Source organism: Paraburkholderia diazotrophica (assembly GCF_900108945.1).
Taxonomy (GTDB): domain Bacteria; phylum Pseudomonadota; class Gammaproteobacteria; order Burkholderiales; family Burkholderiaceae; genus Paraburkholderia; species Paraburkholderia diazotrophica.
In genome coordinates, this window is record NZ_FNYE01000072.1 from 1 (window position 1) to 15873 (window position 15873).

16 protein-coding genes are annotated in these 15873 nt (G+C 64.0%); 3 read left to right on the forward strand and 13 right to left on the reverse strand.

The genetic code is table 11. The features are described from left to right. Nucleotides 1-520: 520 nt before the first annotated feature. From flgL to BMW76_RS38915, 12 genes are all read right to left on the reverse strand, one after another. Nucleotides 521-1738: a flagellar hook-associated protein FlgL gene (gene flgL / locus BMW76_RS38860; RefSeq protein WP_090874010.1), complete on the reverse strand. Its 1218-nt coding sequence runs from the start codon at nucleotides 1736-1738 to the stop codon at nucleotides 521-523. Nucleotides 1739-1752: 14 nt separating this feature from the next. Further along, on the reverse strand, nucleotides 1753-3759 hold the full coding sequence (flgK, locus tag BMW76_RS38865; RefSeq protein WP_090874011.1) for a flagellar hook-associated protein FlgK: 2007 nt from the start codon (nucleotides 3757-3759) through the stop codon (nucleotides 1753-1755). Nucleotides 3760-4079: 320 nt separating this feature from the next. Next, nucleotides 4080-4829, reverse strand: a complete 750-nt coding sequence (locus BMW76_RS38870) for a flagellar brake protein (RefSeq protein WP_090874012.1) — start codon at nucleotides 4827-4829, stop codon at nucleotides 4080-4082. Between the two features lie 291 nt (nucleotides 4830-5120). Beyond that, on the reverse strand, nucleotides 5121-6053 hold the full coding sequence (gene flgJ, locus BMW76_RS38875; protein WP_090874013.1) for a flagellar assembly peptidoglycan hydrolase FlgJ: 933 nt from the start codon (nucleotides 6051-6053) through the stop codon (nucleotides 5121-5123). Between the two features lie 12 nt (nucleotides 6054-6065). After that, entirely contained in the window at nucleotides 6066-7250 is a 1185-nt protein-coding gene (locus tag BMW76_RS38880; protein ID WP_090874021.1) for a flagellar basal body P-ring protein FlgI, read from the reverse strand. Between the two features lie 2 nt (nucleotides 7251-7252). Next, nucleotides 7253-7963 carry a flagellar basal body L-ring protein FlgH gene (gene flgH, locus BMW76_RS38885; protein WP_090874014.1) on the reverse strand — a complete coding sequence of 237 codons (711 nt, stop codon included), beginning with the start codon at nucleotides 7961-7963 and terminating at the stop codon, nucleotides 7253-7255. A 46-nt stretch (nucleotides 7964-8009) separates the two neighbouring features. Continuing rightward, entirely contained in the window at nucleotides 8010-8798 is a 789-nt protein-coding gene (gene flgG / locus BMW76_RS38890) for a flagellar basal-body rod protein FlgG (protein WP_090874015.1), read from the reverse strand. Nucleotides 8799-8909: 111 nt separating this feature from the next. Continuing rightward, the gene (gene flgF, locus BMW76_RS38895; protein ID WP_090874016.1) at nucleotides 8910-9668 is read right to left on the reverse strand and encodes a flagellar basal-body rod protein FlgF; all 759 of its coding nucleotides are present in this window, start codon (nucleotides 9666-9668) and stop codon (nucleotides 8910-8912) included. A gap of 21 nt (nucleotides 9669-9689) precedes the next feature. Continuing rightward, nucleotides 9690-11189 (reverse strand): flagellar hook protein FlgE, encoded by a 1500-nt coding sequence (locus BMW76_RS38900; RefSeq protein WP_090874017.1) that lies wholly within the window; start codon nucleotides 11187-11189, stop codon nucleotides 9690-9692. 33 nt (nucleotides 11190-11222) lie between these two features. After that, complete coding sequence (locus BMW76_RS38905) at nucleotides 11223-11936, reverse strand: flagellar hook assembly protein FlgD (protein ID WP_090874018.1); 714 nt, start codon at nucleotides 11934-11936, stop codon at nucleotides 11223-11225. 11 nt (nucleotides 11937-11947) lie between these two features. After that, the gene (flgC, locus tag BMW76_RS38910; RefSeq protein WP_087736305.1) at nucleotides 11948-12373 is read right to left on the reverse strand and encodes a flagellar basal body rod protein FlgC; all 426 of its coding nucleotides are present in this window, start codon (nucleotides 12371-12373) and stop codon (nucleotides 11948-11950) included. 108 nt (nucleotides 12374-12481) lie between these two features. Further along, nucleotides 12482-12973 carry a flagellar basal body rod protein FlgB gene (locus BMW76_RS38915; protein WP_090874019.1) on the reverse strand — a complete coding sequence of 164 codons (492 nt, stop codon included), beginning with the start codon at nucleotides 12971-12973 and terminating at the stop codon, nucleotides 12482-12484. A gap of 238 nt (nucleotides 12974-13211) precedes the next feature. Here BMW76_RS38915 and flgA point away from each other — a divergent pair, with 238 nt between their 5' ends. The 3 genes from flgA (at nucleotide 13212) to BMW76_RS38930 (ending at nucleotide 15595) form a co-directional block, all read left to right on the forward strand. Next, nucleotides 13212-14591: a flagellar basal body P-ring formation chaperone FlgA gene (flgA, locus tag BMW76_RS38920; protein WP_090874020.1), complete on the forward strand. Its 1380-nt coding sequence runs from the start codon at nucleotides 13212-13214 to the stop codon at nucleotides 14589-14591. A 107-nt stretch (nucleotides 14592-14698) separates the two neighbouring features. Further along, complete coding sequence (gene flgM / locus BMW76_RS38925; RefSeq protein ID WP_090874022.1) at nucleotides 14699-15049, forward strand: flagellar biosynthesis anti-sigma factor FlgM; 351 nt, start codon at nucleotides 14699-14701, stop codon at nucleotides 15047-15049. A gap of 96 nt (nucleotides 15050-15145) precedes the next feature. Further along, nucleotides 15146-15595 carry a flagella synthesis protein FlgN gene (locus BMW76_RS38930; protein ID WP_087736308.1) on the forward strand — a complete coding sequence of 150 codons (450 nt, stop codon included), beginning with the start codon at nucleotides 15146-15148 and terminating at the stop codon, nucleotides 15593-15595. A gap of 15 nt (nucleotides 15596-15610) precedes the next feature. Here BMW76_RS38930 and BMW76_RS41725 read toward each other — a convergent pair. Next, nucleotides 15611-15873 (reverse strand): hypothetical protein (locus BMW76_RS41725; RefSeq protein ID WP_218162591.1); only part of this gene is annotated, 263 nt, incomplete at its 5' end.

The following is a 15873-nucleotide window of genomic DNA, read 5'->3' on the forward strand; positions in this document are numbered from 1 at the left end:
AATATTCTCGGCCCCTTTGCGGCAAACTGTGTGTAGGCATTCGCACCGCACAGGACACCCTCGCTACGCGATGCGGCTCAAGTGCGGGCGTTGCCATGTACGACGCAGCGACCTCATTCACTACCGACATGCGGCGCTGAAACGTCCGATACACTTGGCGATGCCAATGGTGCATGAAGCGGGTGAGGCGTTTAGCCAGGACGTTGGCGACGAACATTAGCTAGCACGCTGCCGCATGAAGGATGGGGACGTTGAGAGCCCGTGGGTAAACGTCAAGGATTGGCGGTGTGAGCCCGCTTTCTTTGCTTACTTTCTTTGCGGCGGCAAAGAAAGTGAGTGCCGCCCCGCACAGGGGCAACCCCGCGCCGCGAGGCGCATCGCGGATGCCAGCGAAGGGCAAAGCAAATCGACGCATCGCGGATGCCAGCGGCAAGCCAGGCAAACCAAATAAAAACACCCAGCCCCTTCACAGAGCCAGGCGCCCAGCCTTCAAAACCAGCGGGCAACAACAGCCCGCAAATCAATTCCCGATGTAATCGAACAACGACAGCTTCTGGATCATCGAGAAGCCCTGCTGCGCCGCCTGCAGCGAGTACTGCGTCATCGTGTACTGGCTGATGACCTTGGTCAGATTCGTCTGCGTCAGATCGGCGAGGTTGCTTTGCGTCTGCAGCGAATTCGATTGCGTGACGGCCTGCAATGCCTCGATCTCCTGCTCGCGCCCGCCCACCGACGTCTGGATCGTCGTCACGTTGTTCAGCGTGTTCTGCAGCTGGGTCAACGCCGTCCCCAACGCGTTCGTCAGATTCGCCTGCCCGGTCGCGCCCGTCGCCGGCGTCTGCAAAGCGGCAATCACGCTGTCCAGATTGGCGAACACATCGCTTGTCTGTCCGGCAGGCGTCACCGAAAAACTGTCGCCGCCGCTCGGCGCACCCGAAATCGTGACGCTCTGACCGCCGCCTCCAAGCACGATCGGCTGGCCGGCCGTATACGTCTGCGGCGCGCTCGTCGTGCTCGTGGCGACATCCGTGACCGTGAACGTCGTCCCCGACGTGAAGTTGATCGTGAACTGGTGATTGTTCGTCGGATCGGTCGAGTTGTTGACCGTCACTCCGCCGATCGCGCCCGTTCCCGTATTGCTCAATGTACCCGCCGCCACGCTCGAGCTTCCGGGTTGCGAGCTGCTGAGGAATACCGCCTTGCCTGTATCGGCAACAGCAATGCTGCGCGAGCTCGTCACCTGCACATACTGGACGCCGTTATCGCCGCTGTATTGCACGGCGCCGCTCGTACCGACCGAAAAAGGCGGTGTCGATGCCTGATAGCCGCCATAGAGGTAGTTGCCGGATGCATCGGTCCCGTTCGCGAAGCCCATCAGCTGGTTGCGCAAGGCTTGCAGCTCGGTCGCGATTGCCGACCGGTTGGCATCGTTGAGCGACCCATCGCCCGCGTGCACGATCTGCGTGTTGATCGATGTCAGCACGCTGCTGATGCTGGAGAGCGAGCTGTCCTCGGCCTGCAGCGACGACAGCGCCGTATTCTGGTTGCTCGCGTACTGCGACAGCGTCGTGCCCTGCATGCTGAGCTGCACCGCCTGCGCCGCGCCGACGGGATTGTCCGACGGCGTCGCGAGGCTCACGCCGCTCGACAGCTGCTGATACAACTGCGCGAGCGTCGCCTGCTGATCGTCCATCGTCTGGACGTTCATGCCGAAATATTGCGTAGTAGAGATGCGCATGTGCGTTCAACGCCTCACTGGAAGATGCCGAGGATCGTCTGGAACAGCGTCGAGGCCGTCTGGATGACCTTGCTGTTCGCCTGATACAGCTGCTGGTATTGCAGCAGGTTTGCCGCTTCCTCGTTGATGTTCACGCCGGACACCGCCTGCTGCGCCGTCGTGATCTGCGTCACGAGCGATGCCTGAGCCTTGCTCGACGTCTGTACCTGGTTCGTCTGGTTGCCGATGTCGTTCACGTAGTTCGCATACGAGTCGGTCAGCGTGAGCGTGCCGTTGCCCATCGTCTTCGTCGTCACGAGATTCGACATCAGCTGCGCGTTGCGGCCGTCTTTGCCGCCCGACGGATTCGCCGCGATCGTGAACGTGTCGCCATCCGATGGCGTGCCCGTGATCTGCAAAGAGACGTTGTTGATCGGGCCCGGCGTCGCCGCCGCCGTGTTCGACGTAATGGTCAGCGACAGGCCCTTGCTCGGGTCGTAGGGCACCTGATCCGTCGTTGCGTTGATCGTGACCGGCGCCGATCCCGGAACCGTCACGATCGAGCCAACCGGAAAGCCCGACAGCACACCCGCCGGCGGCGTGGTCGTGGTCACGTTGTATTTGATGTTCGTTGCCGTCGAGGGCACCGAGTAGCCCGCCGTCACCGTGCCTTGGGTCACCGTCGCCGTGCCCGTGTTCGCGCTGCCCGCCGTCACCAGAACGGGCGACGAAGCGGCGATCGCCGTGCCGCTGGTCGTCGTCAGCGCGAAGCCATGCAGCGCGCCGCGCGTCGGCTCGATCGTGAACGAATCGCCCGCGTTCATCGTGGTCGTTCCGAGCGAGAACTGCATGCCGCCGATCGGGTTGGTCAGATTCGGCGCCTGGCCGACGACCTGGCCCGTCTCGCGATCGGTCAGCGTGTAGTTGGTGCCGTCGTACGACAGCGTGTAGTCACTCGACGGCGGCTGGGCCGGGTTCGTCAGCGTGACGCCGAGGTTGCCGTTGCCCGTGTTGTTCGCGTTCGCATAGACGGTCGGATTGCCGACGGTGAAAAGCGCGCCGCCCTTGTTGCCGTTCAGGTCGATGCCGAGCGCATTCTGTGCGTTCACCTGGGCCGCGAAGCTCGTCGCGATTGCACCGAGTTGCGCTTCGGCGGGGTCGAGCGTTTGACTGCGGAACGTCATCAGCCCGCCGAGCTGTCCGCCCAGCGCCGTGCTGTCGGGCAGGATCTGCGGCGTCGACGTTGCGGCCTGGCTCGCAAGACCCGCGTACGCAACGGCCGTTTCCGTCGGGTCCGACGGCGACGTGACCGTCGTGAGATTGAAGCTCTTGTCGGCGACGACGAGCGGCTGGCCGTTGCTCATGAACACGCTGTAGCCGCTGTCGCCCTGCACGACCTGCACGCCGACCATTTGCGACAGGTTCGACACGGCGAGATCGCGCTGGTCGAGCAGCTGGTTCGGCGGCTGGCCTTGCGCGCTCAGCGCCTGGATCTGCGAATTCAGTTGCGCGATCTGCGCGGTGTAGCTGTTGATCTGCTTGACGGTGTCGCCGAGCTGCGTATTGACGCTCGCGCGCAGCTGGTCGTACTGGTCGCCCGCCGCGTTGATCTGGTCCGCCAACGATTGCGCATTGCTGACGGCGCTTTGGCGCATTGCGGGATTCGACGCATCGTTCGCGACGTCCTGCAGGCCCGTGAAGTAGCTCGTGATCGCGCTCGAAATGCCCGAGGTCGGACTGCCGACCATGTTGTTGAGCTGCGCGATCATGTTGTAGTACACGGTCAGCGAACCGGACTGCGACTGCGCGTTGTTCAGCTCGGTCGTGAGGTACTGGCTGTACTGGCGCTGGATGGTCGTTGTCGATACGCCGCTGCCGATGTAGCCGGAGCCCGTGTACTGTCCGCTCGATTCCGCGTAGACGGGGCGCTCGACCGAATAGCCGGGCGTCGCCTGGTTGCTGATGTTCTGACCCGTCGTCGTCAGCCCCCACTGGGCTGCATTGAGTCCGCTGAGGCCGATGCTAAAGAGGTTGCTGGACATGCGTCATCCTGAAAGACGGCGTAAGAGACGGCGCATGCGGCGCCGCCAGGTTGACCGAACACTTTGTATATCGGCCTCGGCGCGCGAACATTGAGGGCCAATTGATAGCGCCGCATCATTTTTTGCCGTGTCTCTTATGCGCTTTTTTGCCGGGCTTCTGCTGCGCTTTTTGCGCGCCTTTTGCCGAGTCGCTTGCGGCATGTCTCGATGCAGTCCGTGCAGCTCCGGATTGCTGCGTGTGGACATGCATGCGCTTGCGGCCAACAAGGCCGCGTCAGCGCATGCGTATCGAATCAGGTGAGGGTCAGGCGTGTTCGAATTCAGGCACGCACAAGCGAGCGGCGCTTCATTTCGAGTTGCGTGATGAGGCGTTGCAGCGTGTTTTCGGCATTACCCGGCAGCGACAGGAAGCGGAAGCCGAGCGTATAGCGCCGCGAGCCGTTGGGCAGCGCGATGGCGCGGTTCGACATCAGTTCGAGATCGAGTTGCAGCGTGCCGAGCGAGCCCAACGACACTTCCGTGTCGAGCAGCCGCACGCCGTGTTCGAGCGACGTCACGCGCTCGTCGCTGGTGCGCATCGCGATGCCGCCCAGCGACAGGTCCTGCACCTCGAAGCGGAAACCGTCGCCATCAGGCAGGCGGCCGCGGCAGATGTACGGATCGAGCAACGGCGCATCGACGCGGAAATACTCGCGGCGTTGCACGTAATAGAGCACGTCGGGAAAATCGGCCTCGAACGAAGGCCGGCCTTCGAACTTCGTTTCGCGCGGCGTCTGCGTGACGAAGTGCACGCGCACGCCGTCGGGCGTTGCGTGAAAATGCCCTTCCGGCGAAGACAGCAGCCCCCGGTTCTGATCCGCGAGCGCGCCCCAGTCGAACGTAAAAGTACGCTCCCGCACGTCCACTTCGAGAATCTTCGTCACCAGCTGGCCGCCCTTGTACTGCACGGTCAGAAAATCGCCGCGGTTGAGCAGGTTGCGCAATTGCACGCCGATCTCAAGCGGATTGCGGCGGCCGAAATCGACGCCTTCCGTCTCGCGGTCATCACCATTCGACTGGGTGGTATTCATGGCCTTGCCAATTTCTCTTCGTTCTTGCGGGCACGCCACGCTAACACGGCGGCCGGTTCTAGCCGGCCTGCTGGAGTCGCGAAACGCGCGTTGGACCGGATCTCATATAGGCATTCCGGTATCGGGTCTGACTGTTTAGCGGCAGCGTCAGGTCAAAGTTTAGACCGGTTTTGCGAAATATTTTTCGCAAACGTTTGACACCGCAACGAAGAAAGGATACGCCAATTTGCGCGTGAATCCCGAAGTGGAAAGGCAGCATGAACGCGGCGAGCGCCGCGTCCGGGAACATCGTCACACCATCTTCTGCATGATGGAGATGAGTTTTTTCGCGTAGTGCGGATCGGTCGCGTAGCCCGCGCGCTGCATGCCCTGCGCAAAGCCGTTCACATCGCGCGACGAATTGATGACCTGCGCATAGCGCGGGTTCGACTTCAGGAAGCTCGCGTAATCGGTCATCGCTTCCTCGTACGAGTCGTATGCGCGGAATTTCTCGACCACGCGCTGCGGGCGGCCGTTGATGTACTCGGTCGTGACCGTCGCGACCGTCTTCCCCGTCCAGTCGTCGGTGGCCTTGATGCCGAAGACGTTGTAGGTCGTCGTGCCGTCCGCTTTCTTGATCTCGCGCTTGCCCCAGCCCGATTCGAGCGCGGCCTGACCGATGATGAAGCGCGCCGGAATGCCCGTCGCCGCGCTGGCCGCCTGCGCGGGTGCCGCGAGCTTGTCGACGAATGCATCGACCTTTCCCGACGAGCCGTCGCCGTGCACGGGCGGCGTCAGCGCGCTGTTTGCCGTATAGCCGCGGCCCATGCGCAGCGCGCCGTTGCTCGCGGGATTCGAGTACGCCTTTGCGAGCGCGTTCAGCGCGGCATTGTTGCCGGCGTTCGCATCGTCGGCGGACATGCCCGAGTTGCGCATCAACTGCTTGAGCATCGCATCGGCGACGCCGATTCCTTTCGACGACATCTGCTGCGAAAGCTGCTGATCCATCATCGACGTGTAGGTCGCCATGTCGTGCGAATCGAACGGGCCGTCGGACGGCGTTGCGTCGCGCATGCTCTTCAACATCATCTGCGTGAAGACGGCATCGAACTGCTTCGCCGCCGACTTCATCGCCTCGCGCGGATTCGCGGCCGCCTGGGCGCGCATCGCGTCGAAGCCCTGCACGTCGAGCGCAAAGCGGTTCGTCAGGTCATTCGCTGCGTTGCGTGTCGTGTCGGAGTTCATTCTTACTATTCCTTAGATAATCTCAAGGTCGGCGCGCAGTGCACCCGCTGCCTTCATGGCCTGGAGAATCGACATCAGATCGGCGGGCGTCGCGCCGAGCGCGTTCAGCGCCTTCACCACTTCCGCGAGATTCGCGCCCGCTGTGACGAACTTGAGCGCGCCGTTGTCCTGCTTCATCGAAATCTGCGACTGTTGCGCAACCACCGTCTGGCCGTTCGAGAACGCGCCCGGCTGGCTCACGACGGGCTGCGTATTGACGATCACGGACAGATTGCCGTGCGCGACCGCGCAGTTTTGCAGCGTGACCATCTGGTTCATCACGATCGAGCCCGTGCGCGCGTTCAGGATCACCTTCGCGGCGGCCTGCGCGGGCTTCACGTCGAGGTTCTGCAACTGCGCCATGAACGACACCTGCTGCGCCGGATCGGCGGGCGCGCGCAACTGGATCGTGCGGCCGTCGAGCGCGACGGCCGTGCCGAAGCCGAACGCGTTGTTGATCGCGGACGTCACGCGCTGCGTCGTGTCGTAGTCCATGTCGTTGAGTTCGAGCTGCATCGTGCCTGCCTGCGAGATCGTCGTCGGCACCGAGCGCTCGACGATCGCGCCGCCCGCGATGCGCCCCGCCGCAAGCTGGTTCACCTGCACGCGGCTGCCGTTCGCGCTCGCGCCCGCGCCGCCGACGGCCATGTTGCCCTGCGCGAGCGCGTACACCTGCCCGTCCGCGCCCTTGAGCGGCGTGAGCAGCAGCGTGCCGCCGCGCAGGCTCTTCGCGTTGCCGAGCGACGATACCGTCACGTCGATCGCTTCGCCGGGACGCGCGAACGCGGGCAGCGATGCCGTCACCATCACGGCGGCGACGTTCTTCAGCTGCATGCTGGACAGCGCATTCGCGCCCGAGTTGCTCGCGCCCGCCTGCTGGTTGTTGATCGAGATGCCGAGGTTCGCGAGCATGTTCGCGAGCGTCTGCGTCGTGAACGGCGTCTGCATCGTCTGGTCGCCCGTGCCGTCGAGACCGACGACGAGGCCATAGCCGATCAGCGGGTTGTCGCGCACGCCCTGAATCTGCGCGAGGTCTTTCAGGCGCTCCGCGTGCGCGACGTGCGTCGTGACGGGCAGCGCCGCGCAGGCGAGCGCGATCACGGCCAGTGCGCGCGTCGCGAAACTGAAAACCGGGCCGAAGAGAGAAACGGTACGCATGATCACCACGGCGCGACGTTGAGGAAGAAGCGTTGCAGCCAGCCCATGTTCTCGGCTTCGTCGATATAGCCCTTCGCAGAGTATTCGATCTTCGCGTCCGCGACCTGCGTCGAGTAGACGGCGTTCAGGCCGTTGATCGTGTTCGGATTGACAACGCCCGAGAAGCGCACGAACTCGTTGCCCTGATTGATCAGCATCTGCTTTTCGCCGCTCACGACGAGGTTGCCGTTCGGCAGCACGTTCGTCACCGTGACGGTGATCGTGCCGTTGAACGTGTTCGCCGCGCTCGCGCCGCCCTGCGCCTTGAACGCGTTGTTGCCGCTCGCGTCGAGGTTCATCTTGCCGAACAGCCCGCCGAGAAAGCCCGACGTCGGCACGCCGAATTTCGTCGCGGTATCGCGGTTCGCGTTGGCGCCCGAGGACTTCGTCGCGTTGATGTTTTCGGCGATGACGATGGTCAGGATGTCGCCGACATTGCGCGGACGCTGGTCTTCGAACAGCGGCCGGCCAGCGTACCCCGGGTTGTAGATCGAGCCGGGTGTCTGCAGCGACGGCGGCGTCGGCGGAAGCGCCGACATCGGCTGCTGGGTGATCGGCTGCTTCGGCGCGAGCCCGCAGCCGCCGAGCGCGGCTGCGAGCGCGCCGGCGCACGCGAGCATCGAGGCTGCCCGAGCGCTGCGCAAAAGGACCGGGGTACGGGTGAAGTACGACATCTTGATTACCGCCTGTTTGATTCCTGCCTTCAACAGCTCAGCCTGCTCAAACCGGCATCTGGCCGAGCGTCTGCAGCATCTGGTCCGACGTCGTCACGGCCTTGCTGTTGATTTCATACGCGCGCTGGGTCTGGATCATGTTGACCAGCTCCTGCACGACGTTCACGTTCGACGATTCGACGTAGCCCTGATTCAGCGTGCCCGCGCCGTTCAGGCCCGGCGTCGTGACGTTCGGCGCACCCGACGACGACGTTTCGGCGAACAGGTTTTCGCCCTTCGCGTCGAGGCCGACCGGGTTGATGAAGGTCGCCAGTTGCAGCGCGCCGATCTGCTGGGTGTTGCTCGAACCCGCGACCGTGATGGACACGGCGCCGTCGCTGCCGATGGTCAGCGACGTCGCGTTCTGCGGAATCGTGATCGCGGGCAGCACCTGATAGCCGCTCGACGTGACGAGCTGGCCCTGCGCATTGGTCTGGAACGAGCCGTCGCGCGTGTACGCGTTCGTGCCGTCCGGCATCAGCACCTGGAAGAAGCCCTGGCCGTTGATCGCGACGTCCTTCGAGTTACCTGTCTGCTGCAGGTTGCCCTGCGTGTACAGGCGCTCGGTCGCGACCTGCTGGACGCCCGTGCCGAGCTGGATGCCCGACGGCAGTTCCGTCTGCTGCGTCGAGTTCGCGCCGGGCTGGCGGATCGTCTGATACAGCAGGTCTTCGAACACGGCACGCGAGCCCTTGAAGCCATTCGTGCTGACGTTCGCGAGGTTGTTGGAGATCACGTCCATCTGCGCCTGTTGCGCGTTCATGCCCGTGGCGGCGATATAGAGTGAGCGGTTCACTGTTCTTCTCTCCTTTATCGACAGGAGCTGGCGCTTTAGAGCCTTACTCCCGTCCCATGCAACTGGTTGTGGACGCAGCGTCGTCGCGCGTTCCGTTGAATCCGTATCGGGTTAGCTGAAGTCGAGCAGCTTGTTCGCCGACTGTTCATTCTGGTCGGCGGACTCGATCATCTTGGTCTGCATCTGGAACTGGCGCGCGTTGGTGATCATCGAGACCATCGCCGCCACAGGATTCACGTTGCTGCCTTCGAGCGCCCCTGCCGCGACCACGACATTCGGATCGGCTTCCGCCGGATTGCCGTCAGCGGTGCGGAAGAGTCCGTCGTCGCCGCGCGTAAGCGAAGCGGGATCGGGGTTCACCAGTTTCAGCTGATCGACGATGGCGATCGACGTCGGCGGATCGCCCGGGATCAGCGCCGACACGGTGCCGTCGCGGCCAATCGTCACCTGCGAGCCGGGCGGCACCGACAGCGGGCCGCCTCCGCCCACGACGGGCATGTTGCTGGCCGTCACGAGCTGGCCGTTTTCGTCGACGTGCAGGTTGCCCGCACGCGTGTACGCTTCCGAGCCGTCCTGCGTCAGCACGGACAGCCAGCCAGGCCCCTGAACGGCGACGTCGAGCGGGTTGCCCGTCTGCTGGATCGGGCCGGGCGTGTAGTCCGCGCCCGGCGTCGACGACAGCACGAAAGTGCGCGTGGTGTCGTCCTGAATCGTGCTGCCGTCGCCGAACGCCATCGGCACGGCGCGGAACGTCGCGAGCTGCGCGCGAAAGCCCGTCGTCGAGGTGTTCGCGAGGTTGTTCGCGACCACGGCCTGCTGTTCGAGCGCCTGCGTCGCGCCCGACATCGCGGTGTAGATGAGCCGGTCCATGATGGTGTCGGTGCGTCAGCGTTACAGGTTGATGAGCGTCTGGTCGACGGCCTGCTGGGTCTTGATCGTCTGCGCGTTCGCCTGGTAATTGCGCTGCGCGGTGATCAGGTTCACCAGCTCGCTCGTCAGGTCGACGTTCGAATTTTCGGTTGCGCCGCCTTGCAGCGAGCCGTGATTCGTCGAGCCCGGCACCGCGACCACCGCAACGCCCGAAGCGGCCGTCGCCTGGAACTGGTTGTTGCCGAGGTTGATGAGGCCGTTCTGGTTCGCGAAGGTCGCGAGCGCGACCTGGCCGAGCGCCGCCGTCTGGCCGTTCGAGTAGTTGCCCGTGATGATGCCGTCGGTGCCGATCGTGAAGTTGGTCAGCTGGCCGGCGGCGAAGCCGTCCTGCGTCAGCGAGTTCACGCCGTCCTTGCTGCCGAACTGCGTCGTGCCGCCGACCTTCAGCGTCAGCGTTTGCGGCGTCGACGAACCGTCGTTGTTCGGAATCTGGAACGCGAAGGCGAGATTCGACGTGGTCGCCATCACCGAGTTCGTGCTGACCAGGTTGCCCGACGTATCGAAGCTCATCGTGCCGATCGGGGTCGTGGGCACGTTGCCGTCCTTGCCTGCATAGACGGTCCACGAGCCGGCCGCCGTCTTCACGAAGTACATGTCCACCTGCTGCTCGCCGCCGAGCGAATCGTAGACGGGCACGGAAGTCGTGTAGCTGTACGTCGTGTTGTCGGTCGGATCGAAGTTCTTGGCCGTCGGCGTGACGGTGATGCTATCCGTCGCCGTCGGCGTGCCCGTCAGCGTGATCGTTTCGCCGTTGCCGAGCTTGATCGGCGAGTTGCTGCTGAACGTGCCCGTCACGGGCGTCGAGCCAGCCGCCGACGACGTGACCGTGTAGCCGCCCGCACCGTCGAACGTGATCGTGTATGTGTCCGCGTTCGTACCCTGCGTCGCGTCGGTGATGGTCACGCCGTTGCTCTGGACATTCGCGTTCGTGCCGCCAACGCTCGGCGTGCCGAGCACGAGCGCATCCTGCGCGTTCAGGTTCAGGCCCGCCGTGACGGTCTGCGTGGCCGTCGGCGCGATATTGGTCGTCGGCACCTGCAGCGGCACCGTGCCCGCCGTGTTGATGATGCCGTTCTTGTTCGCCGCGTAGCCCATCAGCTTCAGGCCGTCGGCGTTGACGATGTAGCCGTTCTTGTCGAGCTGGAACACGCCGTTGCGCGAGTACGTCACCGAGCCGTTGTTCGACATCTGGAAGAAGCCGTTGCCGTTGATCGCGACGTGCAGCGCGATGTCGTCGCTCGAAATCGTGCCCTGCGAAAAGTTCTGCTCGACTTCCGACATGCGCGTACCGATGCCGATCTGGTTGTTGACGGCCGTCGCGATCGAGTTCGCGTACATGTCGGCGAACTGCGCCTGGCCTTGCTTGAAGCCGACGGTGTTCGCGTTCGCGATGTTGTTGCCGATGACGTCGAGGTCGCTCGACGCGCCCGCCAGTCCGCTCAACCCTTGCTGATAACCCATGAAGGTCTCCGTATCCCGTGATGCCGAATGCGTTTAGATGATGGCGGCGACCGTCGACAGGCCGACCGTCTTGCCGTTCGAAAGGACGAGGCCGGGCGTGCCGTCCGTCTGCTTGATAACCCCTTGCACCGTGGCCGCCGACAGCGTGGCGGGCGAACCCGTGCCGCTTGCCGACGTGCTGGTGGCCGTGAACGTGTACGTGCCGTCGGGCAGCGCGTTGCCGCTCTTGTCGACGGGCGTCCAGCCGATGGGAATCGTGCCCGCCGACTGCTTGCCGAGATCGATCGTGTTGACGACCTGGCCCGCCGAGTTCTTCACCGTGATCTGCACGTCCGTCGCGTCGGACGCGAGCGTGACGCCGAAGCCCGTCGCCTTGCCCGACGCCACCGAGAAGTTGTCGCCCGGCGCGAGCACCGTCGAGCTGATGAGATTCGCGGCCTGCGTCTGCTGGTTCGTCGTGAGCTGCGACGCGAGCGAGGTCAGCGACGTGTTCAGCTGCTGGATGCCCGTCACCGTGTTGATCTCGGCGAGCTGCGAGGTCATCTGCGAGCTGTCCATCGGATTCGTCGGGTCCTGGTTCTTCATCTGCGCGATGAGCAGTTGCAGGAACGTGTTCTGCAGATCGCTGCCCGACGTCGTGCCAGCCGCACTGCTCGACGACGACGCGCTGTTCGTGCCGTTCATCGTGTCGAGCAACGTCTGCGACACCGTCGTGCCGTTGTTGCCGATCGTGGTTTGCGTAGTCAAGAAGGCTCTCCTCAGGTTCCGATCGTGAGCGTCTTCAGCATCAGCTGTTTCGCGGTGTTGAGCGTTTCGACGTTGGCCTGGTAGGAGCGCGAAGCCGAAATCATGTTGACCATTTCCTGCACGGGGTCCACGTTGGGCAGCGTCACGTAACCGTTTGCGTCGGCGGCCGGATTGCCGGGGTCATACGACGTTTTCATCGGCGTCGGATCGTCGATGACGCCCTTCACCTGCACGCCGCCGATCTGCTGGCCCGAGCCCGTGCGCGCGCCGCCGATCGGGTTGACGGCGAACACGACCTGCTTCGCCTTGTACGGCTTGCCGTCGGGGCCCGTCGTACTGTCGGCGTTCGCGAGGTTCGACGCCGTCACGTTCAGGCGCTGCGACTCCGCGGACATCGCCGAGCCGGCGACATTGAAAATGTTCATCAGGGATGGCATGGCTTTTCGACCTCTCTTGCCGGCGCACCGGCGTCTAATCCCGTAGCGTTCTGGTTTTTAGCGTTGTTCCAGCGCGCCGCCGCCTGTGCCGGCGGCTGCGCAATTCCATCAGCTGTTCGACGTGATCGCCGCCAGCATTGACTTGATCTGTTGCGACAGCACCGTCATGCCCGCCTCGAAGTGCAGCGAGTTGTCGGCGAACTGCACGCGCTCGGCATCGAGATCGACGGTGTTGCCGTCGAGCGCGGGCTGCGTCGGAATGCGGTAGGCGACCTTGCCGAAGTCGTCGGTCGGGCCGCCCGTCGCGATGAGACGCGCCTTGCCTGTCATGTGGCCGGCTTCCGTCGACGCCATCGACATGCCCTGGGTCACGCCCGCCGGCTGGGTCATCGCGAGCGTTGCGTTGTTCGACGCGCCCGCCGTCGTGCCGCCGCTTTTCTTCAGCGAGCCAGCGAGCGCCGATGCGAAGTCGACGTCGCGCGCCTTGTAGCCGGGCGTGTCGGCATTCGCGACGTTCGACGACAGCAGCTCCTGCCGATAGGCGCGCACGTCGAGCGCCTGGCGGCCAAAGGCAAATTCGGCATCGAGTTTGTCGAGCATTGAGTTCTCCGTTGAGCGGTCCGAGGCTTCCCGCTCGCTCGTCGATACGCGCCGTTTCGCAGCAGTCGTTTCGTCCGCGCGGGCCGGGATGGCCTTTTCGCATGTGGTGCATCTTATGGGCGGTGCGCAAGACTTAATCGGACGAATAGCCGGGGAAGGATGCCTCTATTCACCGTTTCTGCGAGGTGGCCTATCTCTAGAATGCGATTCGTACCGATGCATCAGATGGAGAACGACCATGCCCTCGCCTGCCGCCACCGCTTCGCGCCACGCTCGCCGCGCGGGTGCGCGCGCTGTCCGCACGCTGTCGGCGATGATGCTGGTCGGCGCTTGTGCCGTCGTCTCGCATGCGCAGGCGCAGGAGAACGGCGGTCCGATCGTGATCGCGGGACCGGCAGAGAAAAATCCCGCCGAACTGCAGGCGATGGCCGAGCGCATGAATGCGTCTGCGCCGCGTGGCACTGCGCCTGGTGTTGCCGCGCCCGGCGTGGCTGCAGTGCCTGGCATGGCCGCCATGCATGCGCCCGCCGCTGTGCCACCCATGCTCGGCCCGAATCCGCGCAACGACGCCGACCGCTTCGCGCAAGCCGCGCACGCCGATGGCGCGATCGTGATTCCCGGCGCTGCCGAAGCTGCGGCTCAGAGGGAACCCGCCGTCGCAGCAAAGGCGCCGGGCATGATGCGCGTGAGCCTGCAACCGGCCACGCATCAGGTGATGCCCGTCGTGGTTGCGCCGGCCCAGCCAGCCTCCCGTCAGACAGCGGGCGTGCAACCGGTCGCCGTGAATCCGCCAGTTGGCAATGCATTCCCGAATGCCACAGCTGCACAGCCTCGCGGCGGCGTCGCGCGCAATAACGCGGCTGCGTCCGCGCCGGCTGTCGCTGCGTCGGCGCAAGTTCAGGCTCAAGTTAAGGCTCAAGTTAAGGCTCAAGTTAAGGCTCAAGCTCAGGCTCAGGCTCAGGCTCAAGCGACCGCGGCAGCGCCCGTGCCCGCTGGACAGCAGGACGGCGAATCGATCCGCCGCGCCGCGCTTGCCTATCTTCAGCAGCAATCGGCGGGATTGCCGGGCAAAGTCGATATCAGCGTGGCGACGGTATTTCCGCGCGGTCTTGCGGCGTGCACGACGCTCGAGCCGTTCATGCCGACGGGCGCGCGCCTGTGGGGCCGCACGACGGTCGGCGTGCGCTGCGCGGGCGAGCGTCCGTGGACGCTTTATCTGCAGGCGAAAGTGTCGGTGCACGCGACTTACTATCTGGCGTCGCGCGCGATCGGTCCGGGCGAACTGTTGACGGCCGCCGATCTCGTCGCGCGCGACGGCGATCTGACGCTCCTGCCGCAAGCCGTGATCACCGATCCCGCGCAGGCGGTCGGCTCGGTCGCGCTGATGCGCGTGTCGGCGGGCCTGCCGTTGCGACGTGACATGCTGAAGAGCGCCGAGTCGGTGACGATCGGCCAGTCGGTCAAGGTGGTCGCGCAGGGCCAGGGTTTTTCGATTTCGGCGGAAGGCAGCGTGATGAACAACGCGTCGCCGGGCCAGCCGGTGAAGGTGAAGATGGCGAGCGGGCAGATCGTGCAGGGCATCGTGAAAGACGGCGGAACCGTCGAAATCCAGCTCTGACGACGTGCCGCGCGCGGTTACAACTTGAAAAACGTGTCCGATCGATTGCGCTAAAGTTCGATGGTGTGATTGCCGATATCACATTCAAATCGTTCAGGAAGCCAATCGTGAAAGTTGATTCCACTACCCAATCTGGCTTGCAGACGTTGAAAGACGGGCTGCAGCGCACGCAGCAAGGCGATACCGCCGCGACGGGCGGTGCGAGCACGGCGACGTCGAGTGCATCGACGGCCACGGGCGCGTCGGGCGACGCCAATGTGAATCTGTCGGGACTGTCGTCGCATCTGCAGAGCCTCGCGAGCGCGGGCGCATCGGACATCGATACGGCGCATGTCGAATCGATCAAGCAGGCGATCAAGGACGGCACGTTGACGATCGACTCCGGCAAGATCGCCGATGGCGTGCTGGCGACGGCGCGCGAACTGCTGCAACAGACGAGCCAGTCGGCCGGCAACTGACGGGCGTACCGATGCGGTGCGCCGGGAGCCGGGCGGCATGTTTGACCAATCCGGTTTTGCGCGCGGCGCGAGCCGCTGCCTAGCGAGTTGTTAGTGATGAAAGACGCCCTGCTTGCCACTGTCATCGACGAATATTCCGCTGTGGAGCTGTTTGCCTCCGTCCTCGCCGCAGAGGAAAAGGCGCTGACCACGGTGCATCCCATCGAGACGCTGCCGCCCATCGTCGAAAAGAAAATGGAGCTGGTGGAGAGGCTCTCGACTCTCGAAAAGGTCCGCGATTCGCAGCTCGTGCAGCTCGGCTATCCGACGGGATGGAAGGGCATGGAGATGGCTGTCGCCAACGATTCGCGGCTTGCTACGCAGTGGTCTTTGCTGCAGAAGGCAGTTGAACGCGCCAAGCGGTTCAACACGACGAATGGCGCGTTGATCCGGACTCGCATGGAATATAACCGGCGGGCGCTTGCTGCGTTGAACGTGGCCGTCGGGCCGGAGCGCGGCGCGCTTTATGGGCCGGATGGGCGGGTTCCGGCGTTTGCAGGTATTTAAGGGGGTTCCCCGTTTTTATCCCCTTTTCTGCTTTTTTAATGGACCGGTGCCTTTGGGTGCCGGTTTTGCTTTTTGTTTTTTGCTTTTGTCTGCGACGGTTTTGGTTTTGGTTTTTTTAGCCTGCCGCTGGCATCCGCGATGCGCCTCGCGGCGCGGGGGTTGCCCCTGTGCGGGGCGGCACTTACTTTCTTTGCCGCCGCAAAGAAAGTAAGCAAAGAAAGCGGGCTCACACCGCCAGTGCTTGACCTTTACCCACGGGCTCTCAACGTCCCCACGCT